Consider the following 24,356-nt stretch of genomic DNA (forward strand, 5'->3'; position numbering starts at 1 on the left):
TCTGAGGAGACCGCCGCAAAGCTCTGCCGTAACGATAGGATCTGCGCCTAGGCTCAGGCTCGCGCGCAGGGCCGGGCACCCCTGCGGCGGCCGGCCTCGCGCGGAGGCGCGGGAGCCTGTATAGGAGCGCGACCCCGAAATCCTGGTCCCGTGCGCCGGGCGGCCGATCGCCCCGCCGGACTGTCCGACCCGAATGCCATGACCGCCACGCCCGCTCCCCGCGGCCCCGCTCTCGGCGCCGCCCCGAAAATCTCGTTCGTCTCGCTGGGATGCCCGAAGGCGCTGGTCGATTCCGAGCGGATCCTCACCCATCTGCGCGCCGAGGGCTACGAGCTGGCCCGGCGGCACGACGGCGCCGACGTGGTGATCGTCAACACCTGCGGCTTCCTCGATTCCGCCAAGGCGGAGTCGCTCTCGGCCATCGGCGAGGCCATGGCGGAGAACGGCCGCGTCATCGTCACTGGCTGCATGGGCGCGCAGCCGGAGGAGATCCGCGAGAAGTACCCCGACCTCCTGGCGGTGACCGGGCCCCAGGCCTACGAGTCGGTGGTGGCGGCCGTCCACGAGGCGGTGCCGCCGGCCCACGACCCATTCCTCGACCTCGTGCCGCCGCAGGGGATCAAGCTCACCCCGCGCCACTACGCCTACCTGAAGATCTCGGAGGGGTGCAGCAACCGCTGCAGCTTCTGCATCATCCCGAGCTTGCGCGGAAACCTCGTCAGCCGCCCTGCCGCCGACGTGCTGCGCGAGGCCGAGAAGCTGGTGAAGGCCGGCGTGAAGGAGCTGCTGGTCGTCAGCCAGGACACCAGCGCCTACGGCGTCGACATCCGCTACAGCGAGAGCCCGTGGCGCGACCGGCAGGTCCGGGCGAAGTTCTACGACCTGACCCGGGAACTCGGCGAGCTCGGCGCCTGGGTGCGGTTGCACTACGTCTACCCCTACCCGCACGTGGACGAGGTCATCCCGCTGATGGCCGAGGGCAAGGTGCTCCCCTACCTCGACATGCCGCTCCAGCACGCGAGCCCCTCCGTGCTCAAGCGCATGCGCCGCCCCGGCAACCAGGAGCGCCAGCTCGACCGGATCCGCAGCTGGCGGCAGATCTGCCCGGACCTCGCGATCCGCTCGACCTTCATCGTCGGCTTCCCCGGCGAGACCGAGGCCGAGTTCGAGGAGCTGCTCGCTTGGCTGCAGGAGGCCAAGCTCGATCGGGTCGGCTGCTTCGAGTACGAGCCGGTGGCCGGCGCCACCGCCAACGCGCTGGGCGACCTCGTGCCGCCAGCGGTGAAGGCCGAGCGCAAGCGCCGGTTCATGGAGACCCAGAACGGCATCGCGCTCCGGCTGCAGCGGGCCAAGGTCGGCAAGCGGCTGCCCGTCATCGTCGATTCCGTCGAGGGCGGGGTGGCGCGGGGCCGGTCCAAGGCCGACGCGCCGGAGATCGACGGCAATGTCCACGCCGCGTTCCGGCGCCCGGTGCGGGTCGGCGACATCGTCACGGTGAAGATCGACCGGGCCGAAGCCTACGACCTCTACGGCAGCGTCGCCTGACGGCAGACCCCGTCTTTGCGAGCGCAGCGAAGCAATCCAGGGATGCGCTGCGCTCGGGGACGTCGCACTGCCCTCTCGTCGCTTCGCTGCTCTCGCGACGGGCGCGGACCGGACTCCTGTTGACGCCGCGTCCGGCGCGGCTTGACCCCGCCCGCCCCGCGCGGTCTTTCGGAACAGATCAGGAACTTGGTCGGGACCCGAGGCGGCGATGGATCCGGAGGTCGCGCTCCGAAAGATCATCCACATCGACATGGACGCGTTCTACGCCTCCGTGGAGCAGCGCGACGACCCATCGCTGCGCGGCCGGCCGCTGGCGGTCGGCGGCTCCCGGGAGCGCGGGGTGGTGGCCGCTGCGAGCTACGAGGCCCGAAAATTCGGTGTCCGCTCCGCCATGCCGTCGGCCACCGCGCGGCGGCTGTGCCCGGACCTGCTGTTCGTGAAGCCGCGCTTCGAGGTCTACCGGGCGGTCTCCGAGGAGATCCGGGCGGTCTTCGCCCGGCACACGGCCATCATCGAGCCGGTGGCCCTCGACGAGGCCTATCTCGACGTCACCGAGAACCTCCAGGGCCTCCCGACGGCGACGGCCGTGGCGAAGGCGATCCGGGCCGAGATCCTGGAGCGCACCGGGCTCGTCGCCTCGGCCGGGGTCTCGTACAACAAGTTCCTCGCCAAGGTGGCGTCCGACCACCGCAAGCCCGACGCCCTGTTCGTCATCACCCCCGCCATGGGGCCGGACTTCGTGGCGGCGCTGCCGATCGGCCGGTTCCACGGCGTCGGCCCGGTCACCGAGGCGAAGATGAAGCGGCTCGGGATCGAGACCGGGGCGGATCTGCGCGCCTGGACGCCGGAGCGCCTGCGCGAGACCTTCGGCTCCGCGGGCGCCTACTACCACGCGGTCGCCCGGGGCATCGACGCGCGGCCGGTGCGCGCCCACCGGGTGCGCAAGTCGATCGGCGCCGAGACCACCTTCTCGGACGACACGGCCGCTTTCGAGGTCCTGGCCGCCCGGCTGGCGCCGCTGTTCGACAAGGTCTGGGCGGGCGCCGACGCCAAGGGCATGCGCGCCCGGACCGTGACCCTGAAGCTCAAGTTCTCGGATTTCGCGCAGGTCACCCGGGCGAAGTCCCTCGCCGTGCCGGTGGCCGACCGGGCCGCCCTGGAGCGGATCGGCCTCGACCTGCTCGCCGGCCTGTTCCCCCTGCGCCGCAGCGCGCGGCTGATCGGGGTGTCGCTGTCGGGCTTCGCGCAGGACGCGCCGGAGGCGCCGCTCCAGCTCGGGCTGGCGCTCTGACACGGCCTCCGGGGCAGGCCCACGCTCCGTCATCACGGGCGCAGCGAAGTGACCCAGGGCAGCAGGACATCGGTCAGCGTGGCTCTGGCCCTGGATCGCCTCGCTCCACTCGCAACGACGACGGTGGGGAAGCATCAACCGGAAAGCGATGGAGCCGCCGCCGTCATGCACGACACGGCGCCTGTGCGGTTCCGCACGTCGGGAAGGCCGGGTCGATCGCAGAGCGGAGCGATCCGGTCCGGATCAGGGTTTCTCGAGCCCGCGCGAACACAAGGACCCTGTCGATGCCGAAGCACGCCCGCCTGGCCCTGGCCGCCGCGCTTCTATCGGCCCTCGCGGCGGGCGCCGCCCGCGCGGACGGCACATCCGCTTTCGGGGCCGCCAACGCGGCCCAGCTCCGGGGCTACACCGCGAGCCCGGCCCAGGTCTACGTTCCGGCAGGCGGCCCGAGCGCCAGGCCCGCAGCCCCCGCACCGCAGCGGCCGAAGGCGCCGGCGCGCAGTCGCTGAGATCGACCCGGGCCGCACCGGCAGGGGCATCCGGTCACGCGTTCTTGCGCGGCCGGTGGTCGGGGTCGATGCCGCCATCGAGCTTCGTCTCGTTGTCGACGTCGCCCTCGAAGGTCGAATCCGCCTGCAGATCCGCAGGGTCGGCGCCGCTCATCCCCTTCGAGGTGCCGATCCCGGGATTGCCCTTGAGGTCGGCGTCCGTGGGCGTGTCGGTCTTCGGGTGCTTGGATGACATGCAGGCTCCTGTCGGATGCTGATGTCGGGCCAACGCGTCGGCGCGGGGCCGGTCTCCCGCGCGGCGTGCGGCGGTTCGCCTCCCGGTCCCCGCACGCCCTCAGCCGATCTCCGCCGCCGCGATCCGGCGGACGCCCGCCGCCTCCATCCGCGCCCAGGCCCGCGCGAGCGACCCGTCCACGTCGATCCCGCGCACCGCGTCCGCCACCACGAGGACGTCGAACCCCGCGTCGCGCGCGTCGAGCGCGCTCCAGGCGACGCAGAAATCGGTGGCGAGGCCGCACACCGCGACGCGGGTGATGCCGCGCTCCCGGAGCGCCCCGGCGAGGCCGGTGCGCGTGGCCCGGTCGGCTTCCAGGAAGGCCGAGTAGCTGTCGACCCGCGGATCCAGCCCCTTGCGCACCACCAGGCTCGCCCGGTCGGTGGCGAGGTCCGGCGCGAAGGCGGCCCCGGGGCTGCCCTGGACGCAGTGGCGCGGCCACAGCACCTGCGGCCCGTAGGGCAGCGTCACGGTCTCGAACGGGGCCCGCCCCGGATGGGTCTCGGCGAAGGAGACGTGATCGGCCGGATGCCAGTCCTGCATCAGCACCACGTGCCGGAAGCGGTGCTGGAGGTCGTTGATCGGGCCGATCACCGCGTCGCCCCCCGGGACGGGGAGCGCCCCGCCCGGCAGGAAGTCGACCTGCACGTCGACGACGAGGAGCAGGTCGGCGTTGCCGGGCGTCACGGTCGGTCCCTACGGCAGCATCACGATCGAGCCGGTGGTCTCCCGGCCCGCGAGGTCGCGGTGCACCTGCTGCGCCTCGGCCAGCGGGTAGGTGGCGTTGACCGCGATCTTCACCGCGCCGTCGCGGACCACCTTGAACAGGCGGGCGGCCGCCTCCTCCAGGGTGGCGCGGTTCGACGAGAAGGTCGCGAGCGTCGGGCGCGTCACGTAGAGCGAGCCGCGCGGGGCCAGCAGGCCGAGGTCGAGCCCGGTGATCGCCCCGGAGGCCGAGCCGAAGCTCGCCAGCAGGCCGAGCGGCGCGAGGCTGTCCAGGGAGCCCATCAGGGTCGCCTGCCCGACGCCGTCGTAGACCACCGGCACGCCCTTGCCGCCGGTGATCTCGCGCACGCGCTTGGCCACGTCCTCCTCGCGGTAGAGGATGACGTGGTCGCAGCCGTTCTGCTTGGCGAGCTCCGCCTTCTCGGGGCTGCCGGCGGTGCCGATCACGGTGGCGCCGAGGTGCTTGGCCCACTGGCACGCGATCAGGCCGACGCCGCCGGCGGCGGCCTGCCACAGGATCGTGTCGCCGGGCTTCACCGCGTAGGTCCGGTGCAGCAGGTACTCGACGGTCAGGCCCTTGAGCATCATGGCGGCGGCGGTCTTCTCGTCGACCCCGTCGGGGATCGGCACGGCCGCCGAGGCCGGGATCACCGGCTCCTCGGCGTAGCAGCCGTCCGCCACCGAGCCGTAGGCGACCCGGTCGCCGGCCTTGAACTGGGTCACGCCCTCGCCCACCGCCGTGACGGTGCCGGCGCCCTCCTTGCCGGGGGTGTAGGGCATGTGCGGGGACTTGTAGGCGCCGGTGCGGAAGTAGATGTCGATGAAGTTGACGCCGATGGCGGCCTGCCTGACCCGGATCTGCCCGGGGCCCGGCTCGGCCAGGGGCACGTCCTCGAAGCGCATCACCTCGGGACCGCCGTACTCGTAGACCCGGATCGCCTTCGGCATCGTTGGACTCCCGCTCGCCGCCCCGTCCGGGGCGTTGCAGCCCGAGATAACGGACCGCCCGCCGGAGGCAATTCGTTTTTGGCCTCTCGCGCCCCGGTTGTAACCCGCCCGGCCGCGGCCTCGTTCTGGATCCGCCGGACCCGGACGCCTATCTAGGCCCTGCCATTCCCTGAGCCGAGGTCCGACATCCATGTCCGGCACCACCCGCACGAGCGCCGACCTCGATCCGCGCCGCCGCCGCCTCCTCTACCGCGCCTGGCACCGGGGCATCCGCGAGATGGACCTGATCATGGGCCGCTTCGCCGATGCCGAGATCGGCGACCTGTCGGAGGCGGAGCTCGACCAGTTCGAGGCGCTGATCGAGGTGCCGGACCGCGACCTGTTCAAGTGGCTGACCGGCGAGGTCGAGACGCCCACGAACTACGACACGTCGGTCTGGCGGCGGGTGCGGGCGTTCCACCGGCACGACGCGCCGATCCACTCCTGAGAGCGACCGGTCGAGAGAGCCCGCGATGGACGAACCGAAGCCCAACTACGATCACCCGGCCCGGTCGATCGCCACCGAGCTGGTGGTGCGCATCATGCTGGAGATGATGGAGCGCTCCGATCCGGCGCTCCGCGCCGAGATCCTGCGGCAGGCGACGGCGCGCGCCGCCGCGATGACCGAGCACATGCCCAACGCGGACTTCTTCCGCGGCCGGGTCGAGGCGGCGCTGGCGGAGATTGTCGGGCCGGACGCCTGAGGGGCGTAAGCCGCGGGCTTCCGTCTCATCCGATCGGAGTTCTCGGCCATTGAAGCTCTCGGCCGATGCCGCGCGCTCCGTCATCACGAGCGCAGCGACGTGACCCAGGGCAGCGCAACGTCCGAAGGTGCGGCGCCGCTGGATCGCTTCGCTGCGCTCGCAAAGACGATGGGGCCGGCTCTTCCTTCCTGGGAGAGGCTGATCCGCAAGGTGCTCTGGGCCCGGCCATGCGTGTCCCCGAAGCGCGGCCGAACAGCCGTTCCATGCCGCGGCAGAACCGCCATATAGGATGCGTTCAGCCGTGACCGCGGGGACGCTTTATCGCGGCGGCCCGATCGGCTAACGCCACCCGACCTCCTCCCCTGACGCGCCCGGCGGGATTTCCCGCGAAAGACCCGATGGCCAAGCCTCAGCCGAAGCCCCCCGCCGCCAAGCCGCAGGTCGCGCGCTTCGCGCTGCCGAAATCCTCCGCGCTCGCCCGGGCGATCGACGCCCTGAAGCGCGGCGACAGCCCGGTCCTGGCGAACGCCCCGGAGGGCTTCGACGCGCTGGCGCTCGCCGACCTCGCCCGCGCCCTGGCGCCCACCGTCGACGCGCCGGCGGTGCTGGTCCACGTGGCGCGCGATTCCGGGCGCTCGGCGGCCTTCCAGGCGGCCCTCGGCTTCGTCGCGCCCGAGATGGACGTGATGAGCCTGCCGGCCTGGGACTGCCAGCCCTACGACCGGGTCTCGCCGACGACGGCGGTCGCCGCCGCCCGGATGACGGCGCTCGCCCGCCTCGCCCGCACCCGCTCGGCCGAGGACCGCCCGCGCATCCTCTGCACCACGGTCAACGCCCTGGTGCAGCGGGTCCCGCCCCGCGCCCACATCGCCAAGGAGGCGTTCTCGGCGGCGATCGGCAACGTCGTGTCGATGGACGACGTGGTGGCCTGGGTCGAGGCCAACGGCTTCCTGCGCACCGGGACGGTGCGCGACACCGGCGAGTACGCGGTCCGCGGCGGCATCCTCGACCTGTCGCCCCCCGGCCTGCCGGCCCCGATCCGCCTCGACTTCTTCGGCGACACGCTGGAATCGATCCGCGCCTTCGACCCGGAGACGCAGCGCACAACCGGGCAGCTCCGCTCGCTCGACCTGATGCCGATGAGCGAGGTCCAGCTCACCACGGAGACCATCCGCCGCTTCCGCCAGAACTACATCCAGAGCTTCGGGGCGGCGACCCGGGACGACCGGCTCTACGAGACGGTGAGCGAGGGGCGGCGCTACGCCGGCCTCGAGCACTGGATGCCGCTGTTCTACGACCACCTCGACACGCTGTTCGACTACCTCGGCGGCGTGCCGCTGGTCTTCGACCCGCAGGTGGAGGACGCCGCCGCCGAGCGAATCGCGCTCGTCCAGGACTATTACCAGGCCCGCGAGGGCGCGATGAAGACGCCGCAGCCCGGCGTCGCCCCCTACAAGCCCCTGCCGCCCCGCGCCCTCTACCTGACGCCGAACGAGCTGAAGGAGCGGATCGGCACCGCCACCGTGGCGCGGCTGACCCCGTTCGCGCAGCCCGAATCGTCCGAGCGCGCGGTGATCGATTGCGGCGCCAAGGCCGGACGGAGCTTCGCCCCCGAGCGGGCCGACGAGAATGCCAGCGTGTTCGACGCCGCGGTGGCGCATATCCGCGATCTCCAGGGATCCGGTCATCACGTGATCCTGGGAGCCTGGTCCGACGGGTCCCGCGACCGGCTCTGCGGCGTGCTCACCGACCACGGCCTGAGGAAGCCCGTGGCGATCACCCGGCTCACCGACGTCTACGCGCTCAAGCGCGGAACCGACGCGGCCGTGGCCGTCTGGGGCCTGGAGGCGGGCTTCACCGCGGGCGAACTCGCCGTCGTCTCCGAGGGCGATATCCTGGGCGACAGGCTGGTCCGCCAGAAGCGCAAGGCCAAGCGGCCCCAGGACGTGATCCTGGAGGTGCAGGCGCTCCAGCCCGGCGACCTCGTGGTCCACGCCGACCACGGCATCGGCCGGTTCGTGGGCCTCAAGACGATCCACGCCGCCGGCGCCCCGCACGATTGCCTGGAGCTGCAATACACCGGCGGCCTGCTGCTCCTGCCGGTGGAGAATATCGAGCTCCTGACCCGCTACGGCTCGGAGGATTCCGAGGTCGCCCTCGACCGGCTCGGCGGCGGCGCGTGGCAGGCCCGCAAGGCCAAGATGAAGCGCCGCATCCTCGAGATGGCGGGCGAGCTGATCAAGGTCGCGGCCCAGCGCTTCGTCCGGAAGGCCCCGTCCCTGCAGGCGCCCGAGGGGCTCTACGGCGAGTTCGCCGCCCGCTTCCCGTTCGAGGAGACCGAGGATCAGGCCAACGCCATCGACGCGGTGCTGGACGACCTCAATGCCGGCCGCCCGATGGACCGGCTGGTCTGCGGCGATGTCGGCTTCGGCAAGACCGAGGTGGCGCTCCGCGCCGCCTTCGCGGCGGCGATCTCCGGCAAGCAGGTGGCGGTGATCGTCCCGACCACGCTGCTGGCCCGCCAGCACTACCGGACCTTCGCCGAGCGCTTCAAAGGGCTGCCGGTCCAGGTGGCGCAGCTCTCCCGCTTCGTCTCGGCGGGGGAGATGAAGCAGACCCGCGCCGGGCTCATCGCCGGCACGGTCGACATCGTGGTCGGCACCCACGCCCTCTTGGCGAAGAACATCGCCTTCAAGGATCTCGGCCTGATCATCGTGGACGAGGAGCAGCATTTCGGCGTCGCCCACAAGGAGCGGCTGAAGGCGCTCCAGGCGGACGTCCACGTGCTGACGCTCTCGGCGACGCCGATCCCGCGCACGCTCCAGCTCGCCATGACGGGGGTTCGCGAGCTCTCGATCATCGCCACCCCGCCGGTCGACCGGCTGGTGGTGCGCACCTTCGTGACGCCGTTCGACCCGCTGACCATCCGCGAGGCCCTGCTGCGCGAGCGCTACCGCGGCGGCCAGTCCTTCTACGTCGTGCCGCGGATCGAGGATCTGGCCGAGGTCAAGAAATTCCTCGACGCCGAGATGCCCGAGATCAAGGTCGCGGTGGCCCACGGCCAGATGGCGGCCGGCCAGCTCGAGGACGTGATGACGGCCTTCTACGAGGGCAAGTTCGACGTCCTGCTCTCGACCACGATCGTGGAATCCGGCCTCGACATCCCCACCGCCAACACGCTGATCGTCCACCGGGCCGACATGTTCGGCCTCGCGCAGCTCTACCAGCTGCGCGGCCGGGTCGGGCGCTCGAAGGCGCGCGCCTACGCGCTGTTCACGACCCCGGCGAACCGCCAGCTCACCGCCCAGGCCGAGCAGCGCCTCAAGGTGCTCCAGAGCCTCGACACGTTGGGCGCGGGCTTCCAGCTCGCCTCCCACGACCTCGACATCCGCGGCGCCGGCAACCTGCTCGGCGACGCCCAGTCGGGCCACATCAAGGAGGTCGGCTACGAACTCTACCAGCAGATGCTGGAGGACGCGGTCACCGCGCTCAAGGCCGGCATCGAGGACGTGCCCGAGGAGGCGTGGTCGCCGACCATCGCGCTCGGCGCGCCGGTCACGATCCCGGAGGATTACGTCGAGGATCTGGGCGTCCGGCTGGCGCTCTACCGGCGGCTCGCCACCATCCAGGACGATGCCGAGATGGAGGGCTTCGGTGCCGAGCTGATCGACCGGTTCGGGCCGCTGCCGCCGGAGGTGGAGCAGCTCCTCAAGATCGGCACGATCAAGATCCTGTGCCTCAAGGCCAACGTCGAGAAGGTCGAGGCCGGGCCGAAGGGCGTGGTGGTCCATTTCCGCGACCGGTCGTACGCCAACCCGCAGGGGCTCGTGGCCTTCGTCGCCGAGCAGGCGTCGTTCGCGAAGGTGCGGCCCGACATGAGCGTGGTGTTCGTGCGCGAGCTGACCACGGTCCCGGCCCGGCTCAAGACCGCCACCGAGGTGCTGCGCAGTCTCGTGAAGATCGCCGAGCGGGGGAAGAAGGCGGCGTGAGGGGCGGGGGCGTCGCGCCCCGGCGAGCCCCCTCATCCTGCGGGGCGGCTTGAGGAGACGCGTGGATGGCAGACCCGGCGCCGATCACCGGCGCGCCCGAGCCGGTGAAGGCCGCGCCGGGCGCCTTCCTCACGCCCCTGTTCACCGACCGGCGCGTCGCCGCGGTGCTGGGGCTCGGCTTCGCGCAGGGTATCCCGTTCCTGCTCGTCTACGCGACGCAGTCGGCGTGGCTCGTCCAGGCGAAGGTGCCGCTCGCCACGATCGGGCTGATGAGCGAGCTCACCATCGCCTACAAGCTCAAGTTCCTCTGGGCCCCCTTCCTCGACCGCCACGACGCGCCGCTCATCGGCCGCTGGCTCGGGCGGCGCCGCGGCTGGATCGTCGCCACGCAGATCCTCGTCGCCCTGGCGCTGGCGGGCGTCGCCTTCGGCGACCCGGCCCACTGGCTCGCCTGGACGGTGGCGTTCTCCCTGGCGCTCGGCGTCGCGGGCGCCACCCAGGACGTGGTGATCGACGGCTGGCGCATCACCGCCGCGCCGCCCGAGCAGCAGGCGCTGATGTCGTCCTGGGCCGAGATCGGCTTCCGGATCGGCAACCTCGCGGCCGGCGCCGGCGCGCTCTACCTGTCCGACGCGTATGGCTGGCGCGTGGCCTACCTGTGCATGGCCGCGCTCATGGCACCCGGCGCGGTCGCGGCCCTGCTGGCGCCCGAACCCCCCGTCCCCGAGACCCCCGCCACCGGCGGCTTCGTCGAGACCGTCTGGGCGCCGATCCGCGATCTCCTCGCCCGGCTCGGGCCGCTCGCCCTGCCGGTGCTGGCGCTGGTCGCGGGCTTCCGGATGCCCGGCTACGTCTCGAATGCCATGGCGATCCCGCTGTTCAAGACGCTCGGCTACACCAACACCGACATCGCGACGGTGACGAAGCTGTTCGGCTTCTGGATCGCGCTCGGGGGCACCTTCCTGGCGAGCGCCATCATCCCGCGGATCGGCATGATGGCGAGCCTGCTCATCGGCACCGTGACGGCCTCGGCCTCCCACCTCGCGCTGGCCTACCTCGCCTGGCACGGCGGCCACGGCGGCGCGGCGTTCTGGACCTTCGCGCTGACCGTCGGGATCGACGGCTTCGCCTACGCCTTCGCGTCGATCGTGCTGATCACCTACATGTCGCGGCTCTCGGCCACCGCCCACGCGGCGAGCCAGTACGCCCTGCTGACCTCGCTCTGCGCCCTGCCCGGCAGCCTGCTCGCGGGGTTCTCGGGCTTCGTGATCGAGTGGACCGGGTTCGCGTGGTTCTTCGTCGGCACGTCCCTCATCGGCGTGCCGGTGGCCCTGCTCTGCCTGCTGGTCGCGCGCCGGCACGGGCCGATGGAGCCGGCGGCCGACGCGGCCGGGGACGCGCCGAATCGGGCCACCTGAGGCTGTGTCCCAACACGGGAACGCCCGCGGAAACTGTCTCTTTAGCGGAGATTAACCACAGCACGGCTTAATGGGGTGGACGGTTGATGTCCTCCCCAGACGGGTGACCCGGGCCACGTGCGCGAGAACGGCTCTCGCGGGCGAACGGCGGCGGCTGCCTAGGGGAAGCGCGTACGCGAGTTCCCGAATGGCCCAGGCTGCGTTGTCCCTCGCCGCGTTCCAGACCGCGTATCCGAGCGCGGAAACCCGGCGACCGGCGCCCCCGCGCCCCAGCTACGTCGAGACCGCCTACGACCCGGTCGTCCGCACCCGGGCGCCCTACCCGAGCGCCATGCGGCGCGCCCGTCGCCGCGCCCGGCTGACGACGCTCATCGCCCTCACCGGCGTGAGCCTCGCCGGCTGGGCCGTGTTCAGCCACCCGCAGGGGCCGGCCCGCCCCGAGGCGGAGTCCGTCGCGGCGGCCGGGCCGGCCGCCGTCCCGGTCCCGCAGGCCGCGGCGGCGCCGCGGCCGAGCCTCGCCTGGATGCTCGACCGGAGCCCGGCGCTGGGCGCCGGCACCGCCACGGCCTTCGGGGGCGAAACCCCGCCGGTCGCCGGCTTTCAGGTCGCCGCCGCCGCCCCGTCCCCGGCGGTCCGGGAGATCGCCCGGCAGGTCGCGCAGGCGGAGCGGGCGCGGGCCGCCCAGGTCCGGATGGCCCAGGCCAAAGCTGCAGAGAAAGTCGCCGAGAGAGTCGCGGACAGGACCGGCGAGAGGACCGGCGAGAAGGGGACGGGGGCGCCGGTCCGGATGGCCGCGGCCGAGCCCACGCCCGCCGCCCTCGCCCCCGCCCCTGTTCCCGCCCTCGTGCCGCTGCCGGTGGCCCGCCCGCCCGAGCTGCGGCGCGCACCGGCGCCGCCCGCGCGGGTGGCGAGCCGCGCCCTGCCCCGGACCCGCGACGTGTTCCGCGCCGCGATGGCCGAGGAGCCGTCCTTCTTCGAGAAGCTGTTCGGCGTCGGCGCCGCGGCGCCGTCTCAGGACAACCGCCAGGACAACCGCCAGGACAGCCGCCAGGAGCCCCGTCAGGCACTGGCCTATGCCAGCCCGGACGCCCTGCCGCAGGAGGCGCCGCGCACCCGGATCAGCCCGGAGCCCGATTCGGTGGCCGGAACGGCCGTCTACGACATCACCGCCCGCACGGTGACGCTGCCCTCCGGCGAGGTGCTGGAGGCCCATTCCGGCCTCGGCGAGCACATGGACAACCCGCGCTACGTCCACCTGCGCATGCGCGGCTCGACCCCGCCCGGCACCTACACGCTGACCGAGCGCGAGCGCCTGTTCCACGGGGTCCGGGCGATCCGGCTCAACCCGGTGGGCGGCAGCGCCGCGATCCACGGCCGCGACGGCCTGCTGGCCCACACCTACATGCTGCGGCAGCCCGGCGCCTCGAACGGCTGCGTCTCGTTCCGCGACTACAACCGCTTCCTGCAGGCCTTCCTGCGGGGCGAGGTCCGGCGCCTCGTGGTGGTGGCCGGCAGCGGCGACGGCGGCGGCATCCTCAACCGGATCGGCCTCGCCGGGCGCCGGGGCGGCCGGGGCTGAGGCTCCGCGGGCCCTGCGGCGCGCCGGGCCGGAAGCCCGAGCGTCACGAAAGTCCGAGATCACTTCCGCGCGGCGCGGCTTTACGCGCCCGCCCAAGCTGCCTTAACGGGGCTCAGACGCCAGCCCTGACAAGAGGCACCCGATGAAACTGCCCCGCCGCTTCTTCCAGCCCCTCGCCACCGGCGCGCCGGCCCCGTTCCGCGAACTGCCGGTGCGGCTGGAGCGGATGATCCACTTCGTGCCGCCCCACAACGACAAGGTCCGGGCCCGCGTGCCGGATCTCGCCGGGACCGTCGACGTGGTGCTGGGCAACCTCGAGGACGCGGTCCCGGCCGACCAGAAGGAGGCGGCCCGCAAGGGCTTCGTCGCCATGGCCCAGGCCACCGATTTCGCCGCCACCGGCACCGGCCTCTGGACCCGGATCAACGCCCTCAACTCGCCCTGGATCTTGGACGACCTGTTCACGATCGTGGCCGAGGTCGGCGACAAGCTCGACGTCGTGATGGTGCCCAAGGTCGAGGGACCGTGGGACATCCACTACATCGACCAGCTGCTCGCCCAGCTCGAGGCGCGCCACGGGGTGACGAAGCCGATCCTGGTCCACGCGATCCTGGAGACCGCCGAGGGCGTCGCCAACGTCGACGCGATCGCGTCGGCCTCGCCGCGGATGCACGGTATGAGCCTCGGGCCGGCGGACCTCGCGGCGTCGCGCGGCATGAAGACCACCCGGGTCGGTGGCGGCCACCCGGATTACCGGGTGCTCAGCGATCCCTCCGGCGATGCCCCCCGCGCCACCGCCCAGCAGGACCTCTGGCACTACACCATCGCCAGGATGGTCGACGCCTGCATGGCCAACGGCATCAAGGCCTTCTACGGCCCGTTCGGCGACTTCTCCGACGGCGATGCCTGCGAGGCGCAGTTCCGCAACGCCTTCCTGATGGGCTGCGCCGGCGCCTGGACGCTGCACCCGAGCCAGGTGGCGATCGCCAAGCGGGTCTTCGCGCCGGACCCGGCCGAGGTGGCCTTCGCGGCGCGGATCGTCGAGGCCATGCCGGACGGCACCGGCGCCGTGATGCTCGACGGCAAGATGCAGGACGACGCCACCTGGAAGCAGGCCAAGGTCATCGTGGACCTGGCGAAGCTCGTGGCCGCGAAGGACCCGGAGCTGGCGGCAGTGTACAAGCTGGGGTGAGGGTTACCGAGCCCGCGATACGCCTTTCCCGTGCGGACTACTCGATTGGCGCATCGTGTGCGGCACAGCAGCGGCAGGATGAAGAGCGGGTCCCCTCTCCCGTGCGGGAGAGGGACAGGGTGAGGGATCAAGTCTGTCCGAAGAAGGCGTGTGCCTACACGCGCGTCGACGGCGTGCCCTATCCTGGACTTTCTCGACCCTCACCCCAACCCTCTCCCGCACGGGAGAGGGGGCGCGTCGCGCTTTGCCGCCAGCGTCGACGTCCGATCCGAGAGGTTCGTCGAGACAGGCCCACGCAAGCGGAACGGCCAAATCATTCGCTGAATGAGCGGCCGAACTGCCGGAGCCGGGCGGTGAATAAGTCAATCCCGCAGGCCCGCAACCTGCGCCGCACTCAAACCTCGGCCGAAGCCAAGCTCTGGCGCGTCCTGCGAAACCGCGCCCTGAACGACTGGAAGTTTCGCCGACAGCACCCGATCGACCGATTCATCATCGACTTCGCCTGCATCGAGGCCGGACTCATCGTCGAGGTGGACGGGGCGACGCATTCGACGGACGCCGAGATCGCTCGGGATGCCGCGCGGACCGAAATCCTTGAGTCGCTCGGCTTCGCCCTCCTCCGCATCCCGAATGCGGACATCCACAAACATCTTGAAGGCGTGCGCGAGACCATCCTGGCGGCTCTTGAACGCCGCGAGACCGTGTGATCACCCGCCGAACCGCGCCCGGTACTCCTGCGGTGTCGCCGCGACGTGCCGCAGGAAGCTGCGCCGCATCGTCTCCTCGGAGCCGAAGCCGCAGGTCCGGGCGACGCGCTTGACCGGTTGCGCCGTCTCGGCCAGCGCGCGCCGCGCCGCCTCCACCCGCAGGCGCTCCACGGCCCTGGCCGGGGTCAGACCGGTCGCCGCGTGATAGTGCCGGCTCAGGCTGCGCGCGCTCATCCCGGCCGCCGCGGCCAGCGCCGGCAGCGACAGGTCGCCCGCCAGGTTTTCGGCGACGTAGGCGTGGAGCCGCCCGAACCGCTCCTCGCCCGCCTGCAGGGCCAGCGCCGCGCTGAACTGCGCCTGCCCGCCGGGGCGCTTGAGGAACATCACGAGGTGGCGCGCCACCGTCAGCGCGGTCGCGCGGCCGAGATCCTCCTCGACCAGCGCCAGGGCCAGGTCGATGCCCGCCGTCACCCCCGCCGAGGACCAGACCGGGCCGTCGCGCACGAAGATCGGGTCGGGCTCGATCCGGGCGCGCCGGTAGCGGGCGGCGAGCGCCCCGCAATGCTTCCAGTGGGTCACGGCCCGCCGCCCGTCGAGGAGCCCCGCCGCCCCGAGCAGGAACGCGCCGGTGCAGACCGAAGCGACCCGGCGGGCCCGGCCCGCCCGGGCCCGCACCCAGGCCACCAGGGCGGCGTCGTCGCAGGCCGCGACGACGCCGGGGCCGCCCGCGATCACCAGCGTGTCCACCGGCGCTTCGGGTTCCGGCAATGGGTCGGCGACCAGCCGCAGGCCCGCCGAGGCGGTGAGCCCCGGGTCGCCGGCCGCGATCACCCGCGGCGCGTAGGGCATCCCGGCGCCGCCGTGCTCGTTGGCGGTGGCGAAGACCTGGAGCGGCCCGGCCACGTCGAGGAGCTGCACCGACGGGAAGGCCAGCACCTCGACCGGGCGCGGCGGCTCTGGCGAGAAACGAGGGCTCTTTGGCATTTCGGCCAGATCCTGACGCGCTAGGATCACCCTGTCCACCACGGAGGCCCGGCATGATCCCGCCCGACACCCACCTGCAGATCGGCTCGCTCCTGTTCGAGGGGTTGGACCAGATCGACCTCACCGGCCCGTTCGAGGTCCTGTCCCGGGTGCCCAACAGCACCTACCGGGTCTACGCGCCGGGCCCGGAGCCCGTCCGCGACGTCCGCGGCCTCCGGATGCTGCCGGATGCCACGCTCGCGGAAGCCCCGCGGCTCGACGTGCTGCACGTCCCGGGCGGCACGGGCCAGGAGGCCCTGATGCGGGACCCGGCCGTGCTCGGCTGGATCCGCGACCAGGCGGCCGGGGCCGGCCACGTCCTCTCGGTCTGCACCGGCGCCCTGATCCTCGGCGCGGCCGGCCTGCTGGTCGGGCGGCGGGCCACGACCTACTGGAACGCCGTGCACCTGCTGCCGTTCTTCGGCGCCGAGCCGGTGGACGCGCGCGTGGTGATCGACCGCGACGCGGACGGGCGCACCTGGGTGTTCGCGGCCGGCGTCACCGCGGGCATCGACGGGGCGCTGCAACTCGCCGCCGCGCTGCGCGGTGAGGAGGCCGCGCGGACCATCCAGCTCGGCATCCAGTACGCCCCCGAGCCCCCTTTCGACAGCGGCACGCCCCACACGGCCTCCCCGGACACCGTGGCGCGGGTGCGGGCGGCGGCGGCCGACATCACGGCCCGGCGCGAGGCCACCGCCCGGGCGATCGCGACCGAGCTCGGCATCCGGATCCCGTAGGAGACCTCCGATGGACCTGACCCGCGTTCGCGCCTTCGCGGCCGTCCTGGCGGCGAAGGACCGGGACGCCATGCTGGCGCAGATGGCCGAGGGGGGGGCGTGCTCAACACCCCGCTCGCCGCCGAGCCCGTGCGCGGGACGGCGGCGATCCGGCCGGTGGTCGACGCCTTCGAGAGCCGCGCGATCCTGGAAGGCCCCGCGCACGCCGCCGCCTTCTTCGGCGCGGCGGCCGGCCCGCACCGGCTCGACGGGATGGACGAGTGGCGCCTCGACGCGGCCGGGCGCATCGCCGAGATGACCGCCCCGTGGCGGCCGCTGCCGGAGGCGATCGCCGTCCGGGACCGTCTGGCCCGCGCCGCCGAAACGCCGACTTCCGCGGCGACCGGGTGACACGATCCGTCATCGGACCTATCTGTCCGATCTGGACGGGTTGAACCATGTCGGACGTAACACTGAGAACCGCGAAATTCGCGATCGGCGCCGTGGTGCGCCACCGGATCTACCCGTTCCGGGGCGTCGTGTTCGACGTCGACCCGGTGTTCGACAACACCGAGGAGTGGTGGCTGTCGATCCCCGAGGAGGTCCGGCCGCGCAAGGACCAGCCATTCTACCACCTGCTCGCCGAGAACGCCGAGACCGAGTACGTGGCCTACGTGTCGGAGCAGAACCTCCTGCCCGACACGTCGGGCGAGGCCCTGCGCCACGCCGGCATCGCCGAGATGTTCGAGCGCGACGCCGCCGGCGCGTACCGGATGCGCGACCGCGCCACGAACTGAGGCGCCCGGTCCGTGAAGGTCCTGGCAAGCGGCGGGCGCTCGTCTGCCGCGACGGCCCGTGCCGTCGGACGAGCCCGCCCGATAGTCGCCAAACCCCGCTTCGCCGCCGCGTTCCTGCGCGCTGGCCTGCTCGCTGGCCTGCTCACGGGCACGGCGCGCGCCAACGACAGCGCGGCCGAACTCGATGCCGGCGGCCTCGTCCTGCGGCGCGAGCCCGGGATCGCGCTGGTGAGCGAGGACCTGTCGATCGCCCGCGACCGGATCGACGTGTCCTACCTGTTCCGCAATCAGGTTCAGGAGGCGCGCACGGTCCGGATCGCCTTCCCGCTGCCGCCGATCGACGGGCGGGAACTCAGCTTCTCGGCCCTGGCGCTGCCCCGGCCCGACAGCCCGAACTTCGTCGGCTTCACCGTCACGGTGGACGGCAAGCCCCTCGAGCCCGAGCTGGAGGAGCGCGCCTTCGTGGGCGAGCGCGAGGTGACGGACCTGCTGCGCCGTCACGGCTTGCCGCTGAACCCGCTGCGCTTCGAGGCGATCAGCGCGGCGGCCAAGCGGATCGGCGCGCCCGAATGGGCCGCGCTGGTCAAGGCCGGGCTCTTCCCCGACGTCCCCGACACGCCGGACCGGATGACCGAGGGGCTGTGGCGCGGCGAGGCCAAGTTCCACTGGCTCCAGACCTTCCCGCCCGGGCAGGAGGTCCGCATCACGCACAGCTACGCGCCGGTGACCGGCTTCCACCTGCTCGAGCCGAAGGCGGCGTCTCGCGCGGCCTACCGGGCGACCTACTGCCTGGACGAGGCGGGGCTCGCGGCGATCCGGCGCCTGCACGCGAAGGCGCCGGATCCCGGCGGCACCCTGCGGGCGACCGTGGTGCCCTACATCGTCACCACGGCGCGCAACTGGGCCGCGCCGATCGGGCGCTTCACCCTGACGGTCGACAAGGGCAGCCCGGAGGCGGTCGTGAGCTTCTGCCGCACGGACATCCGGAAGACCGGGCCGACCACGTTCCGCTGGGAGGCCCGGGACTACGTGCCCGACCAGGACCTGCGCGTGCTGATCGTCCAGCCGGCTTCGGCGACCCCGGGGACGCGTTAGGTCCCGTCGCCGGGCGGCTCGAACGCGAAGGGCCGGACCTCGCGGCCCGGCCCCCGGTACGGACCCGCCGCGCGGCGGGTCGATGGCGCTTACTTGGCGGCCGGGGCCGGCGCCGGGGCCGCGCCGGCGGCCGGGGCGGCGCCCTGCTGCTGCTCGAGCTTCTTGCGCATATCCTCGGAGCGCTTCTCCAGCTCCGCCTGGAGCTTCTTCTGCTGTTCCTCGAGGACCTTCGGGTCGATGGCCGGGCCGTCGAAGGCCTTGCCGAAGCCGGCCAGCGGCACCGCGAAGGTGACCTCGCGCTGGGTCTGGTTCTGAACCGAGACGTTCAGGGTCGTGCCCTTCTTCATCGCGGCGATCACGCCGGCATCGACGCCGCCGGCCTCGGCGAAGCAGCCGTTCGGGAAGCAGACCGCGAAGCGGCCGGCGGTCGCCGCCTGGCCGTCGACGCTGAAGCGGATGCCCGGCTGCAGCAGCAGGCCGAGCGGCAGCAGGTAGCGCACCACGCGCACCTCCTGCTTCTGAGCGGCGTTCTTCATCTCGTAGACCGCCACGGCCAGCACCGGCTGGCCCTGGTCGGACACGAAGTCGCGGGTCGTGTAGCAGATGTCGGTGCCCGAACCCTGGTCCTTGCCGCAGACCTTGGTCCAGTCGGCCTGGCTCGGCTCGGACTTCACCGCGACGATCTGCGGGCCCGTCTGGGCGGCCGGGGTGTTGGCCGCGGGGGTGCCCGGGGCGGTCGGCGCCGGGGCGGCCGGCGCGGGCGCGGCGGGCTTCTTCGGCTGCGCCAGGGCCGGCGCGGCCGCGAGGCCGAGGCCCGCGAGGCCGAGGAGGGCGGCGCGGGCGAGCGTCGCGGTGCGGGTGAAGGACATCGGCTCTGACCCCTTGGAAGAGACGTGGTGTGGCTGGCAGGATGCGGAGCCGGCCTGGCGGCAGGTCCGCCGGAGCGTCCGGCTGCCCGCCGCGTTGGCGCGCCGCCCGGAACTCCGGATGAATCGGTCCGGCCATCGGGCGGGACGGGCGCCGTCTGCGCGCATCCCTCTCCCCGGCGACCGGGCGGCCTGCCTTTCCCCTCGAATGAGGCGAAGGCATGACACCGCGGCCGGGGAAGCTGTCGCAACCGTCCCGACCGCGCCCGGCCCCCGATAGGCTCCCATCCGCCCGGCCGCAAGCGCGACGTTGCGCGGCCGCGAGGCACGAGCGCGTGATCGGGCCGCGCCGCCGGACGCCGCCGAAGGCCTTCCGGACGCCCTCCGGCAGCGATCGGCAGCGATCGGCGGCGCGGCCGCTCTTAGCGGTCGGTTAACCCTGTCGGGCCGAGATGATAGGCGTTCTGCAGGATCGGCGGGGGCGGCGGGTTTGAGCGCGTTGGCGGTGGCGGAGTGGGCGGAAGACGCCGCACCGGACGCGTCCGCGCGATCCGAGGACGCGCCCGACGGCCTGTCCGGAGTCCTGTCCGGACGCCTGTCCGACGGTCTCGCGACCCGCCTGTTCGCCGCCGCCCTGGCGGGCCCGCAGCGCACCCTCCTGCGTGATTCGGGGGACCGGGTCGCGTGGTGCGGGCGCCCGTCCATCACCTGGACCTACGCGGCCGCCGCCGAGATCGTCGGGCGGCTCGCCCGCGGGATCGCCGCGTGGCGGCTCCCGGCCGGCAGCCGGATCGGGCTGTGGTATTCGGGCGGTGCCGAATCGGCCCTCGCCCACCTCGCCGTCGAGGCGGCCGGCCACCTGCCCTGCGCGATGCCCGCCCTCTGGGACGAGGCGGAGCTCTCCGCCGGGATCGAGGCCGCGGGCCTCGTGGCCGTGCTGACGGAGGGCCGCCGCGGCGCGCGCCGGCCCGCCGAGGACCTCACCCGCGCGGCCATGCGCCATTTCGCCCTGCGCTACCTCGCGGCCTTCGGCCCGAGCGTGCCGGACGGCGTGATCAGCCTCGACGCGATGGCCCTGGAGCGGGGCGTGGTCGAGCCGGCGCCGGGCCGCGGCCTCGTCACCTTCGCGGGCGGCGATCCCGGCCGGCCGGTCTACCGCACCGCCGCGGCGCTGGCGGCGGCGGTCGCCGCCCATCTCGACGCGCTGCCCCTGACCGCGGACGAGCGGGTCCTGACGCTCCTGCCCGGCCACGACCTGCGCGGCCTCGTGACCGGCCTGGGCACCGCCCTGGCGGCCGGCGCCGGCCTGGAGACCGTTCTGCCCTTCGACGAGACCGGGTTCCGCGCCGCCCTGCTGCGGCCGGTTCCGACCCGGCTGGTGGTCCCGGCGCGGGTCGAATCGGCCCTCGCCGCCCTGCCGCTGCCCTGGACCGTCCGGGTCCTCGACGTGGTCCACCGCGCGCCCGCCCGGCTGACCCCGCGGGGCGCCGGGCCCGCGGGCCCGCAGCGCCTCGATTCGCTGGTCCTGGGTGAGGCGCTCGTGCTGACCCGCCCCGGCCCGGACGACCTCGCCGCGACCCTGGCCGAGCCCGGGCAGGCCTTCCTGCCCCGCGACCTCCTGGACCTCGCCGCCGGCGCCGACGGCGACCTCGCCTGCCGGGGGGCGGCCTGCGCGGCCTCCCCGCTCACCCGCGGCGCGATCCCGGCGACGGACCCCCTGGCGTGGCGAAGCACGGGCTTCCGCCCGCTCCGCGCGGACGGGGGCGCGAACGGGGCGGTCGCGGCGATCGCCGCCACCGTCGCGACCGTCCCCTCCGCCTGAACGGCGGACGATCGCCGGTTCATCCGGCACTCAGGCGGCGCGGATAATCTCGCATCTGCACACGAACCGACGGATCCGATCCGCCTCTTCGCGGGTTCTGCATCGGATTGTCGTGACGGCTATCTTTCCAAGCCGTCCGGGATGGAGTACCGCTCAAGCTTATGGGTGCGCTGCAACAAGTGCTCGTGGTCGACGACGGCGTCCGCGCCGTGGACCGGTCCCTCTCGGGCGAGCTGGCCAGCCTCGGATACGCGAGCGTGACCGCCTCGATGGAGGCGGCCGACGACGTCCTGACCGTAATCGCCCGTCCGGCGGCCGTGCTGCTCCAGGCGCCCACCCGCCGGAATCCCGCCTACGCCCGCCGCGCGGCCCGCCTCCGCGGCCAGCTGCGCGAGCGCGGCATCCCGGTGATCCTCATCGGTGATTCGGGCGAGGCCCGGGGCGGCGGCCCGGTCGATCTCGCGACCCGGCTCGGCGCCTACGTCGCCGCCCAGCCGGATCTCTGAGGCCCCCTCCGGCGCGCGCCGAGGTCGCGGCGTCCGGGCGCTCGCGCCGGGCCTGAGGCCGCCTCCGGGAAACGCCGTCCGACCGCTCCCTGTCGCTGCCGGTGCCGCACGAGGCGCGGGTCCCCTCTCCCGCGCGGGAAAGGGGGCGCCGCTGGCGCGAGACGATCGGGAACGGTCCTAGCGCGCGGCGCGCATCAGCTCCGGCGCGCCGATCCGGGGCAGCACGCCCTCCCGCATCACCAGGCGCCGCAGCGGTCCGAGCTGCGTCATCGCCAGCAGACCGAGACCGCGCAGCGCGTCGACCGGCAGCAGGTCGGTGAGCAGGCTGCGGTTGAGGAGATCGACCGCGGCGGTGCGCGCGGCCGTGTCGACGCGGCGCGCCCGCGCGTAGCCGTCGAGCACGGCGCGCGCGCCGGGATCGCGGCGGTCGCGGGCGGCGGCCAGCACCGCGTCGCGCAGGGTCGCGGCGTCGCGCAGGCCGAGATTGAGCCCCTGCGCGCCGATCGGCGGGAAGACGTGGGCCGCCTCCCCGATCAGCGCCAGCCGCGGGGCCACGGGGGTCGCCACCGCGAGGCCGCGCATCGGCACGAGGCCGCGGGGGCCGTCGACCCGCATGGCGCCGAGCATCGCCCGGGCCTGCCGCTCCACCGCCTGCCCCAGCGCCGCGTCGTCGAGGGCGGCGAGCCGCCGGGCCGCCCCCTCCCCGGTCACCCAGACGAGGCTGGACCGGTGGCCGCCGGGCAGCGGCACCAGGGTGAAGGGCCCCGACCGGGTGTGGAACTCGGTGGAGACGTCGCGGTGCGGGCGCGCGTGGGCCAGGATCGTGGTGATGGCGCTCTGCGGGTAGGTCCAGTCGCGCACGCGGACGCCGCTGGCGGCCCGCAGCGGCGAGCGGGCCCCGTCGGCCCCCACCACGAGCCGGGCCTCGACGGCACGCCCGTCCGCCAGCGCGACGCGGGCCGCCGCCTCGCCGGGCACGGCGCCGGCGGCGTCCGCCTCGACCAGGGTGAGGTTGTCCTGCGCCCGGGCGCGGGCGCGCAGGCTCTCGACCAAGCGGGCGCTCTCGACGTTCCACCCGAAGGCGTCGAGGCCGATCTCGGCGGCGCGGAACCGCGCCGGCGGCGGCCGGAACAGGCTGCCGGTGTCGTCGACGATCTGCAGCGTGCAGAGCGGGCTCGCGTGCGGCGCCACCGCCTCCCAGGCGCCGAGGGCGTCCAGGAAGCGCACCGACCCGTCGAGGAGCGCGACGGTCCGTCCGTCCGCCACCGGGGCGTGGCGCCCGACCAGCGCCGTGGGGATCCCTTCGCGGGCGACCGCCAGCGCGGCGGCGAGCCCCGCGGCCCCGGCCCCGACCACGGCGACCTCGAAGACGGTGTTGGTGTCCTCCGGCATGGTGTCCTGCACGATCGACGCGTCCCACTCGGGACAGTGTGGCGTCGGGCTTCCCAAGGTTCCGGTTGATGCGCGGCCCCGTCATCGCGAGCGGAGCGACCCGGGGCAGCGGGACGTCAGGAAGCGTGGTGCCACCCTGGGTCGCTTCGCTCCGCTCGCGATGACGGCGGTGTCGAAGTCATCAACCGGGGACGCTGTTCGCGAGCCCGGCACGTCTCGTATCTGCGCTTTTCAGCGGATCTGCCAAGACCGGCGACGCGGGGCCACGGCGCCGCAGCCCGTCAACCCAGGAACGCCGCAAGCTCCGAGAGAACCGCGTCCGGCCGCTCCTCCTGGAGGGTGTGACCGCAATCCAGCGCCCGGCCCGAGACGTCGGTCGCCTTCTCGCGCCACGTCTCCAGCACGTCGTAGGTCCGGCCGACCACGCCCTTCGCGCCCCAGAGCGCCAGCAGCGGCGCGGTGATCCGGGCCTCGGCATCGGCCGCGTCGTGCTCCAGGTCGATCCCGGCGGCCGCCCGGTAATCCTCGCAGATCGCGTGGCGGCAGGCCGGGTCGGAATAGCAGCGCAGGTACTCGGCGAAGAGCTCCGGCGGGGTCGAGCCGGGGGTCTTCGACTGGCCCTCGACGTGGTGGCGCAGGAAGTATTCCGGATCGGCCCCGATCAGCGTCTCCGGGAGGGGACAGGGCTGGATGAAGAAGAACCACCAGAAATAGCGTGTGGCGAAATCCTTGTCGGTGCGCGCGTACATGGTCGCGGTCGGCGCGATGTCGAACACGGCGATCCGGTCCACGGCCTGCGCATGATCCAGGGCGAGGCGGTGGGCGACGCGCCCGCCCCGATCGTGGCCGACCACCGCGAACCTTTCGTGGCCGAGCGCCCGCATCACCGCCACCGCGTCGGCCGCCATGGCGCGCTTGGAATAGGCGACGTGGCGCTCGCCGCCCGGGGGCTTGGCCGAATCGCCGTAGCCGCGCAGGTCCATCGCCACCACGGCGTGCCGCTCGGCGAGGCGCGGCGCGACGTGGAGCCACGTCGACAGGGTCTGCGGGTGGCCGTGCAGGAGCAGCACCGGCGGCCCGGACCCGGCCGAGCGGGCGTTGATCGTCACGCCGGGCGCGGTCTCGATCCGGTGCCGGTCGAAACCCGGCAGGAAGTCGCGGGCCATGGATTCGGTCTCCGGATTCGGTCTCCATCCTGCCGCACTGGCGCGCCGGGAT

Annotated in this window: 23 protein-coding genes; 16 read left to right on the forward strand and 7 right to left on the reverse strand. The window is 73.4% G+C overall.

Going from position 1 to position 24,356, the window contains the following annotated elements:
• Window positions 1-198: 198 nt before the first annotated feature.
• The 3 genes from rimO (at window position 199) to ACQKQD_RS21005 (ending at window position 3,345) form a co-directional block, all read left to right on the forward strand.
• Entirely contained in the window at window positions 199-1,545 is a 1,347-nt protein-coding gene (gene rimO, locus ACQKQD_RS20995; RefSeq protein WP_427509453.1) for a 30S ribosomal protein S12 methylthiotransferase RimO, read from the forward strand.
• A gap of 208 nt (window positions 1,546-1,753) precedes the next feature.
• A complete protein-coding gene (gene dinB, locus ACQKQD_RS21000; RefSeq protein ID WP_427509454.1) occupies window positions 1,754-2,836 on the forward strand; it encodes a DNA polymerase IV in 1,083 nt (360 codons plus the stop codon).
• A gap of 284 nt (window positions 2,837-3,120) precedes the next feature.
• Window positions 3,121-3,345 carry a hypothetical protein gene (locus ACQKQD_RS21005; protein ID WP_091978295.1) on the forward strand — a complete coding sequence of 75 codons (225 nt, stop codon included), beginning with the start codon at window positions 3,121-3,123 and terminating at the stop codon, window positions 3,343-3,345.
• Window positions 3,346-3,379: 34 nt separating this feature from the next.
• Here the strand turns inward: ACQKQD_RS21005 and ACQKQD_RS21010 are convergent, their stop codons facing one another.
• From ACQKQD_RS21010 to ACQKQD_RS21020, 3 genes are all read right to left on the reverse strand, one after another.
• Window positions 3,380-3,580: a hypothetical protein gene (locus tag ACQKQD_RS21010; protein WP_020093291.1), complete on the reverse strand. Its 201-nt coding sequence runs from the start codon at window positions 3,578-3,580 to the stop codon at window positions 3,380-3,382.
• Between the two features lie 99 nt (window positions 3,581-3,679).
• The gene (gene pncA, locus ACQKQD_RS21015) at window positions 3,680-4,306 is read right to left on the reverse strand and encodes a bifunctional nicotinamidase/pyrazinamidase (protein ID WP_042672749.1); all 627 of its coding nucleotides are present in this window, start codon (window positions 4,304-4,306) and stop codon (window positions 3,680-3,682) included.
• 9 nt (window positions 4,307-4,315) lie between these two features.
• A complete protein-coding gene (locus ACQKQD_RS21020; protein WP_020093289.1) occupies window positions 4,316-5,293 on the reverse strand; it encodes a quinone oxidoreductase family protein in 978 nt (325 codons plus the stop codon).
• A 190-nt stretch (window positions 5,294-5,483) separates the two neighbouring features.
• Here ACQKQD_RS21020 and ACQKQD_RS21025 point away from each other — a divergent pair, with 190 nt between their 5' ends.
• The 7 genes from ACQKQD_RS21025 (at window position 5,484) to ACQKQD_RS21055 (ending at window position 14,921) form a co-directional block, all read left to right on the forward strand.
• Window positions 5,484-5,780, forward strand: coding sequence for a succinate dehydrogenase assembly factor 2 (locus ACQKQD_RS21025; RefSeq protein WP_020093288.1), 297 nt, complete (start codon window positions 5,484-5,486; stop codon window positions 5,778-5,780).
• Between the two features lie 25 nt (window positions 5,781-5,805).
• Window positions 5,806-6,036: a hypothetical protein gene (locus ACQKQD_RS21030; protein WP_020093287.1), complete on the forward strand. Its 231-nt coding sequence runs from the start codon at window positions 5,806-5,808 to the stop codon at window positions 6,034-6,036.
• A 398-nt stretch (window positions 6,037-6,434) separates the two neighbouring features.
• Window positions 6,435-10,025 (forward strand): transcription-repair coupling factor, encoded by a 3,591-nt coding sequence (gene mfd, locus ACQKQD_RS21035; protein ID WP_427509455.1) that lies wholly within the window; start codon window positions 6,435-6,437, stop codon window positions 10,023-10,025.
• Window positions 10,026-10,090: 65 nt separating this feature from the next.
• Window positions 10,091-11,443 carry an AmpG family muropeptide MFS transporter gene (locus ACQKQD_RS21040; protein ID WP_427509456.1) on the forward strand — a complete coding sequence of 451 codons (1,353 nt, stop codon included), beginning with the start codon at window positions 10,091-10,093 and terminating at the stop codon, window positions 11,441-11,443.
• Window positions 11,444-11,630: 187 nt separating this feature from the next.
• A complete protein-coding gene (locus ACQKQD_RS21045) occupies window positions 11,631-13,022 on the forward strand; it encodes a DUF2778 domain-containing protein (RefSeq protein ID WP_427509457.1) in 1,392 nt (463 codons plus the stop codon).
• Window positions 13,023-13,164: 142 nt separating this feature from the next.
• Window positions 13,165-14,214: an HpcH/HpaI aldolase/citrate lyase family protein gene (locus ACQKQD_RS21050; RefSeq protein WP_427509458.1), complete on the forward strand. Its 1,050-nt coding sequence runs from the start codon at window positions 13,165-13,167 to the stop codon at window positions 14,212-14,214.
• Window positions 14,215-14,567: 353 nt separating this feature from the next.
• Complete coding sequence (locus tag ACQKQD_RS21055) at window positions 14,568-14,921, forward strand: endonuclease domain-containing protein (RefSeq protein WP_427509459.1); 354 nt, start codon at window positions 14,568-14,570, stop codon at window positions 14,919-14,921.
• Here ACQKQD_RS21055 and ACQKQD_RS21060 read toward each other — a convergent pair whose 3' ends face one another.
• Window positions 14,922-15,905, reverse strand: coding sequence for a GlxA family transcriptional regulator (locus ACQKQD_RS21060; protein ID WP_427509460.1), 984 nt, complete (start codon window positions 15,903-15,905; stop codon window positions 14,922-14,924).
• A 53-nt stretch (window positions 15,906-15,958) separates the two neighbouring features.
• Between ACQKQD_RS21060 and ACQKQD_RS21065 the strand changes: the two genes are divergently transcribed.
• From ACQKQD_RS21065 to ACQKQD_RS21080, 4 genes are all read left to right on the forward strand, one after another.
• Window positions 15,959-16,681, forward strand: coding sequence for a DJ-1/PfpI family protein (locus tag ACQKQD_RS21065; RefSeq protein ID WP_020093280.1), 723 nt, complete (start codon window positions 15,959-15,961; stop codon window positions 16,679-16,681).
• Between the two features lie 99 nt (window positions 16,682-16,780).
• Complete coding sequence (locus ACQKQD_RS21070) at window positions 16,781-17,071, forward strand: hypothetical protein (RefSeq protein ID WP_427509461.1); 291 nt, start codon at window positions 16,781-16,783, stop codon at window positions 17,069-17,071.
• A 47-nt stretch (window positions 17,072-17,118) separates the two neighbouring features.
• The gene (gene hspQ / locus ACQKQD_RS21075; protein ID WP_012318638.1) at window positions 17,119-17,457 is read left to right on the forward strand and encodes a heat shock protein HspQ; all 339 of its coding nucleotides are present in this window, start codon (window positions 17,119-17,121) and stop codon (window positions 17,455-17,457) included.
• A 12-nt stretch (window positions 17,458-17,469) separates the two neighbouring features.
• Window positions 17,470-18,552 (forward strand): DUF4424 domain-containing protein, encoded by a 1,083-nt coding sequence (locus tag ACQKQD_RS21080; RefSeq protein WP_427509462.1) that lies wholly within the window; start codon window positions 17,470-17,472, stop codon window positions 18,550-18,552.
• An 89-nt stretch (window positions 18,553-18,641) separates the two neighbouring features.
• Here the strand turns inward: ACQKQD_RS21080 and ACQKQD_RS21085 are convergent, their stop codons facing one another.
• Window positions 18,642-19,421: an invasion associated locus B family protein gene (locus ACQKQD_RS21085; protein WP_020093277.1), complete on the reverse strand. Its 780-nt coding sequence runs from the start codon at window positions 19,419-19,421 to the stop codon at window positions 18,642-18,644.
• 487 nt (window positions 19,422-19,908) lie between these two features.
• On the opposite strand from ACQKQD_RS21085, the gene ACQKQD_RS21090 reads away from it, so the two are divergent.
• Entirely contained in the window at window positions 19,909-21,240 is a 1,332-nt protein-coding gene (locus ACQKQD_RS21090; RefSeq protein WP_427509463.1) for an AMP-binding protein, read from the forward strand.
• Between the two features lie 161 nt (window positions 21,241-21,401).
• Window positions 21,402-21,746, forward strand: a complete 345-nt coding sequence (locus ACQKQD_RS21095) for a hypothetical protein (RefSeq protein ID WP_020093275.1) — start codon at window positions 21,402-21,404, stop codon at window positions 21,744-21,746.
• A gap of 177 nt (window positions 21,747-21,923) precedes the next feature.
• On the opposite strand, the gene ACQKQD_RS21100 is transcribed toward ACQKQD_RS21095, so the two are convergent.
• Both ACQKQD_RS21100 and ACQKQD_RS21105 read right to left on the reverse strand, forming a co-directional pair.
• The gene (locus ACQKQD_RS21100) at window positions 21,924-23,138 is read right to left on the reverse strand and encodes a UbiH/UbiF family hydroxylase (protein WP_427509538.1); all 1,215 of its coding nucleotides are present in this window, start codon (window positions 23,136-23,138) and stop codon (window positions 21,924-21,926) included.
• A 281-nt stretch (window positions 23,139-23,419) separates the two neighbouring features.
• The gene (locus ACQKQD_RS21105) at window positions 23,420-24,304 is read right to left on the reverse strand and encodes an alpha/beta fold hydrolase (RefSeq protein WP_427509464.1); all 885 of its coding nucleotides are present in this window, start codon (window positions 24,302-24,304) and stop codon (window positions 23,420-23,422) included.
• Window positions 24,305-24,356: the final 52 nt, after the last annotated feature.

This window comes from Methylobacterium sp. NPDC080182 (assembly GCF_050281105.1).
In the GTDB taxonomy this organism is placed as follows: domain Bacteria; phylum Pseudomonadota; class Alphaproteobacteria; order Rhizobiales; family Beijerinckiaceae; genus Methylobacterium.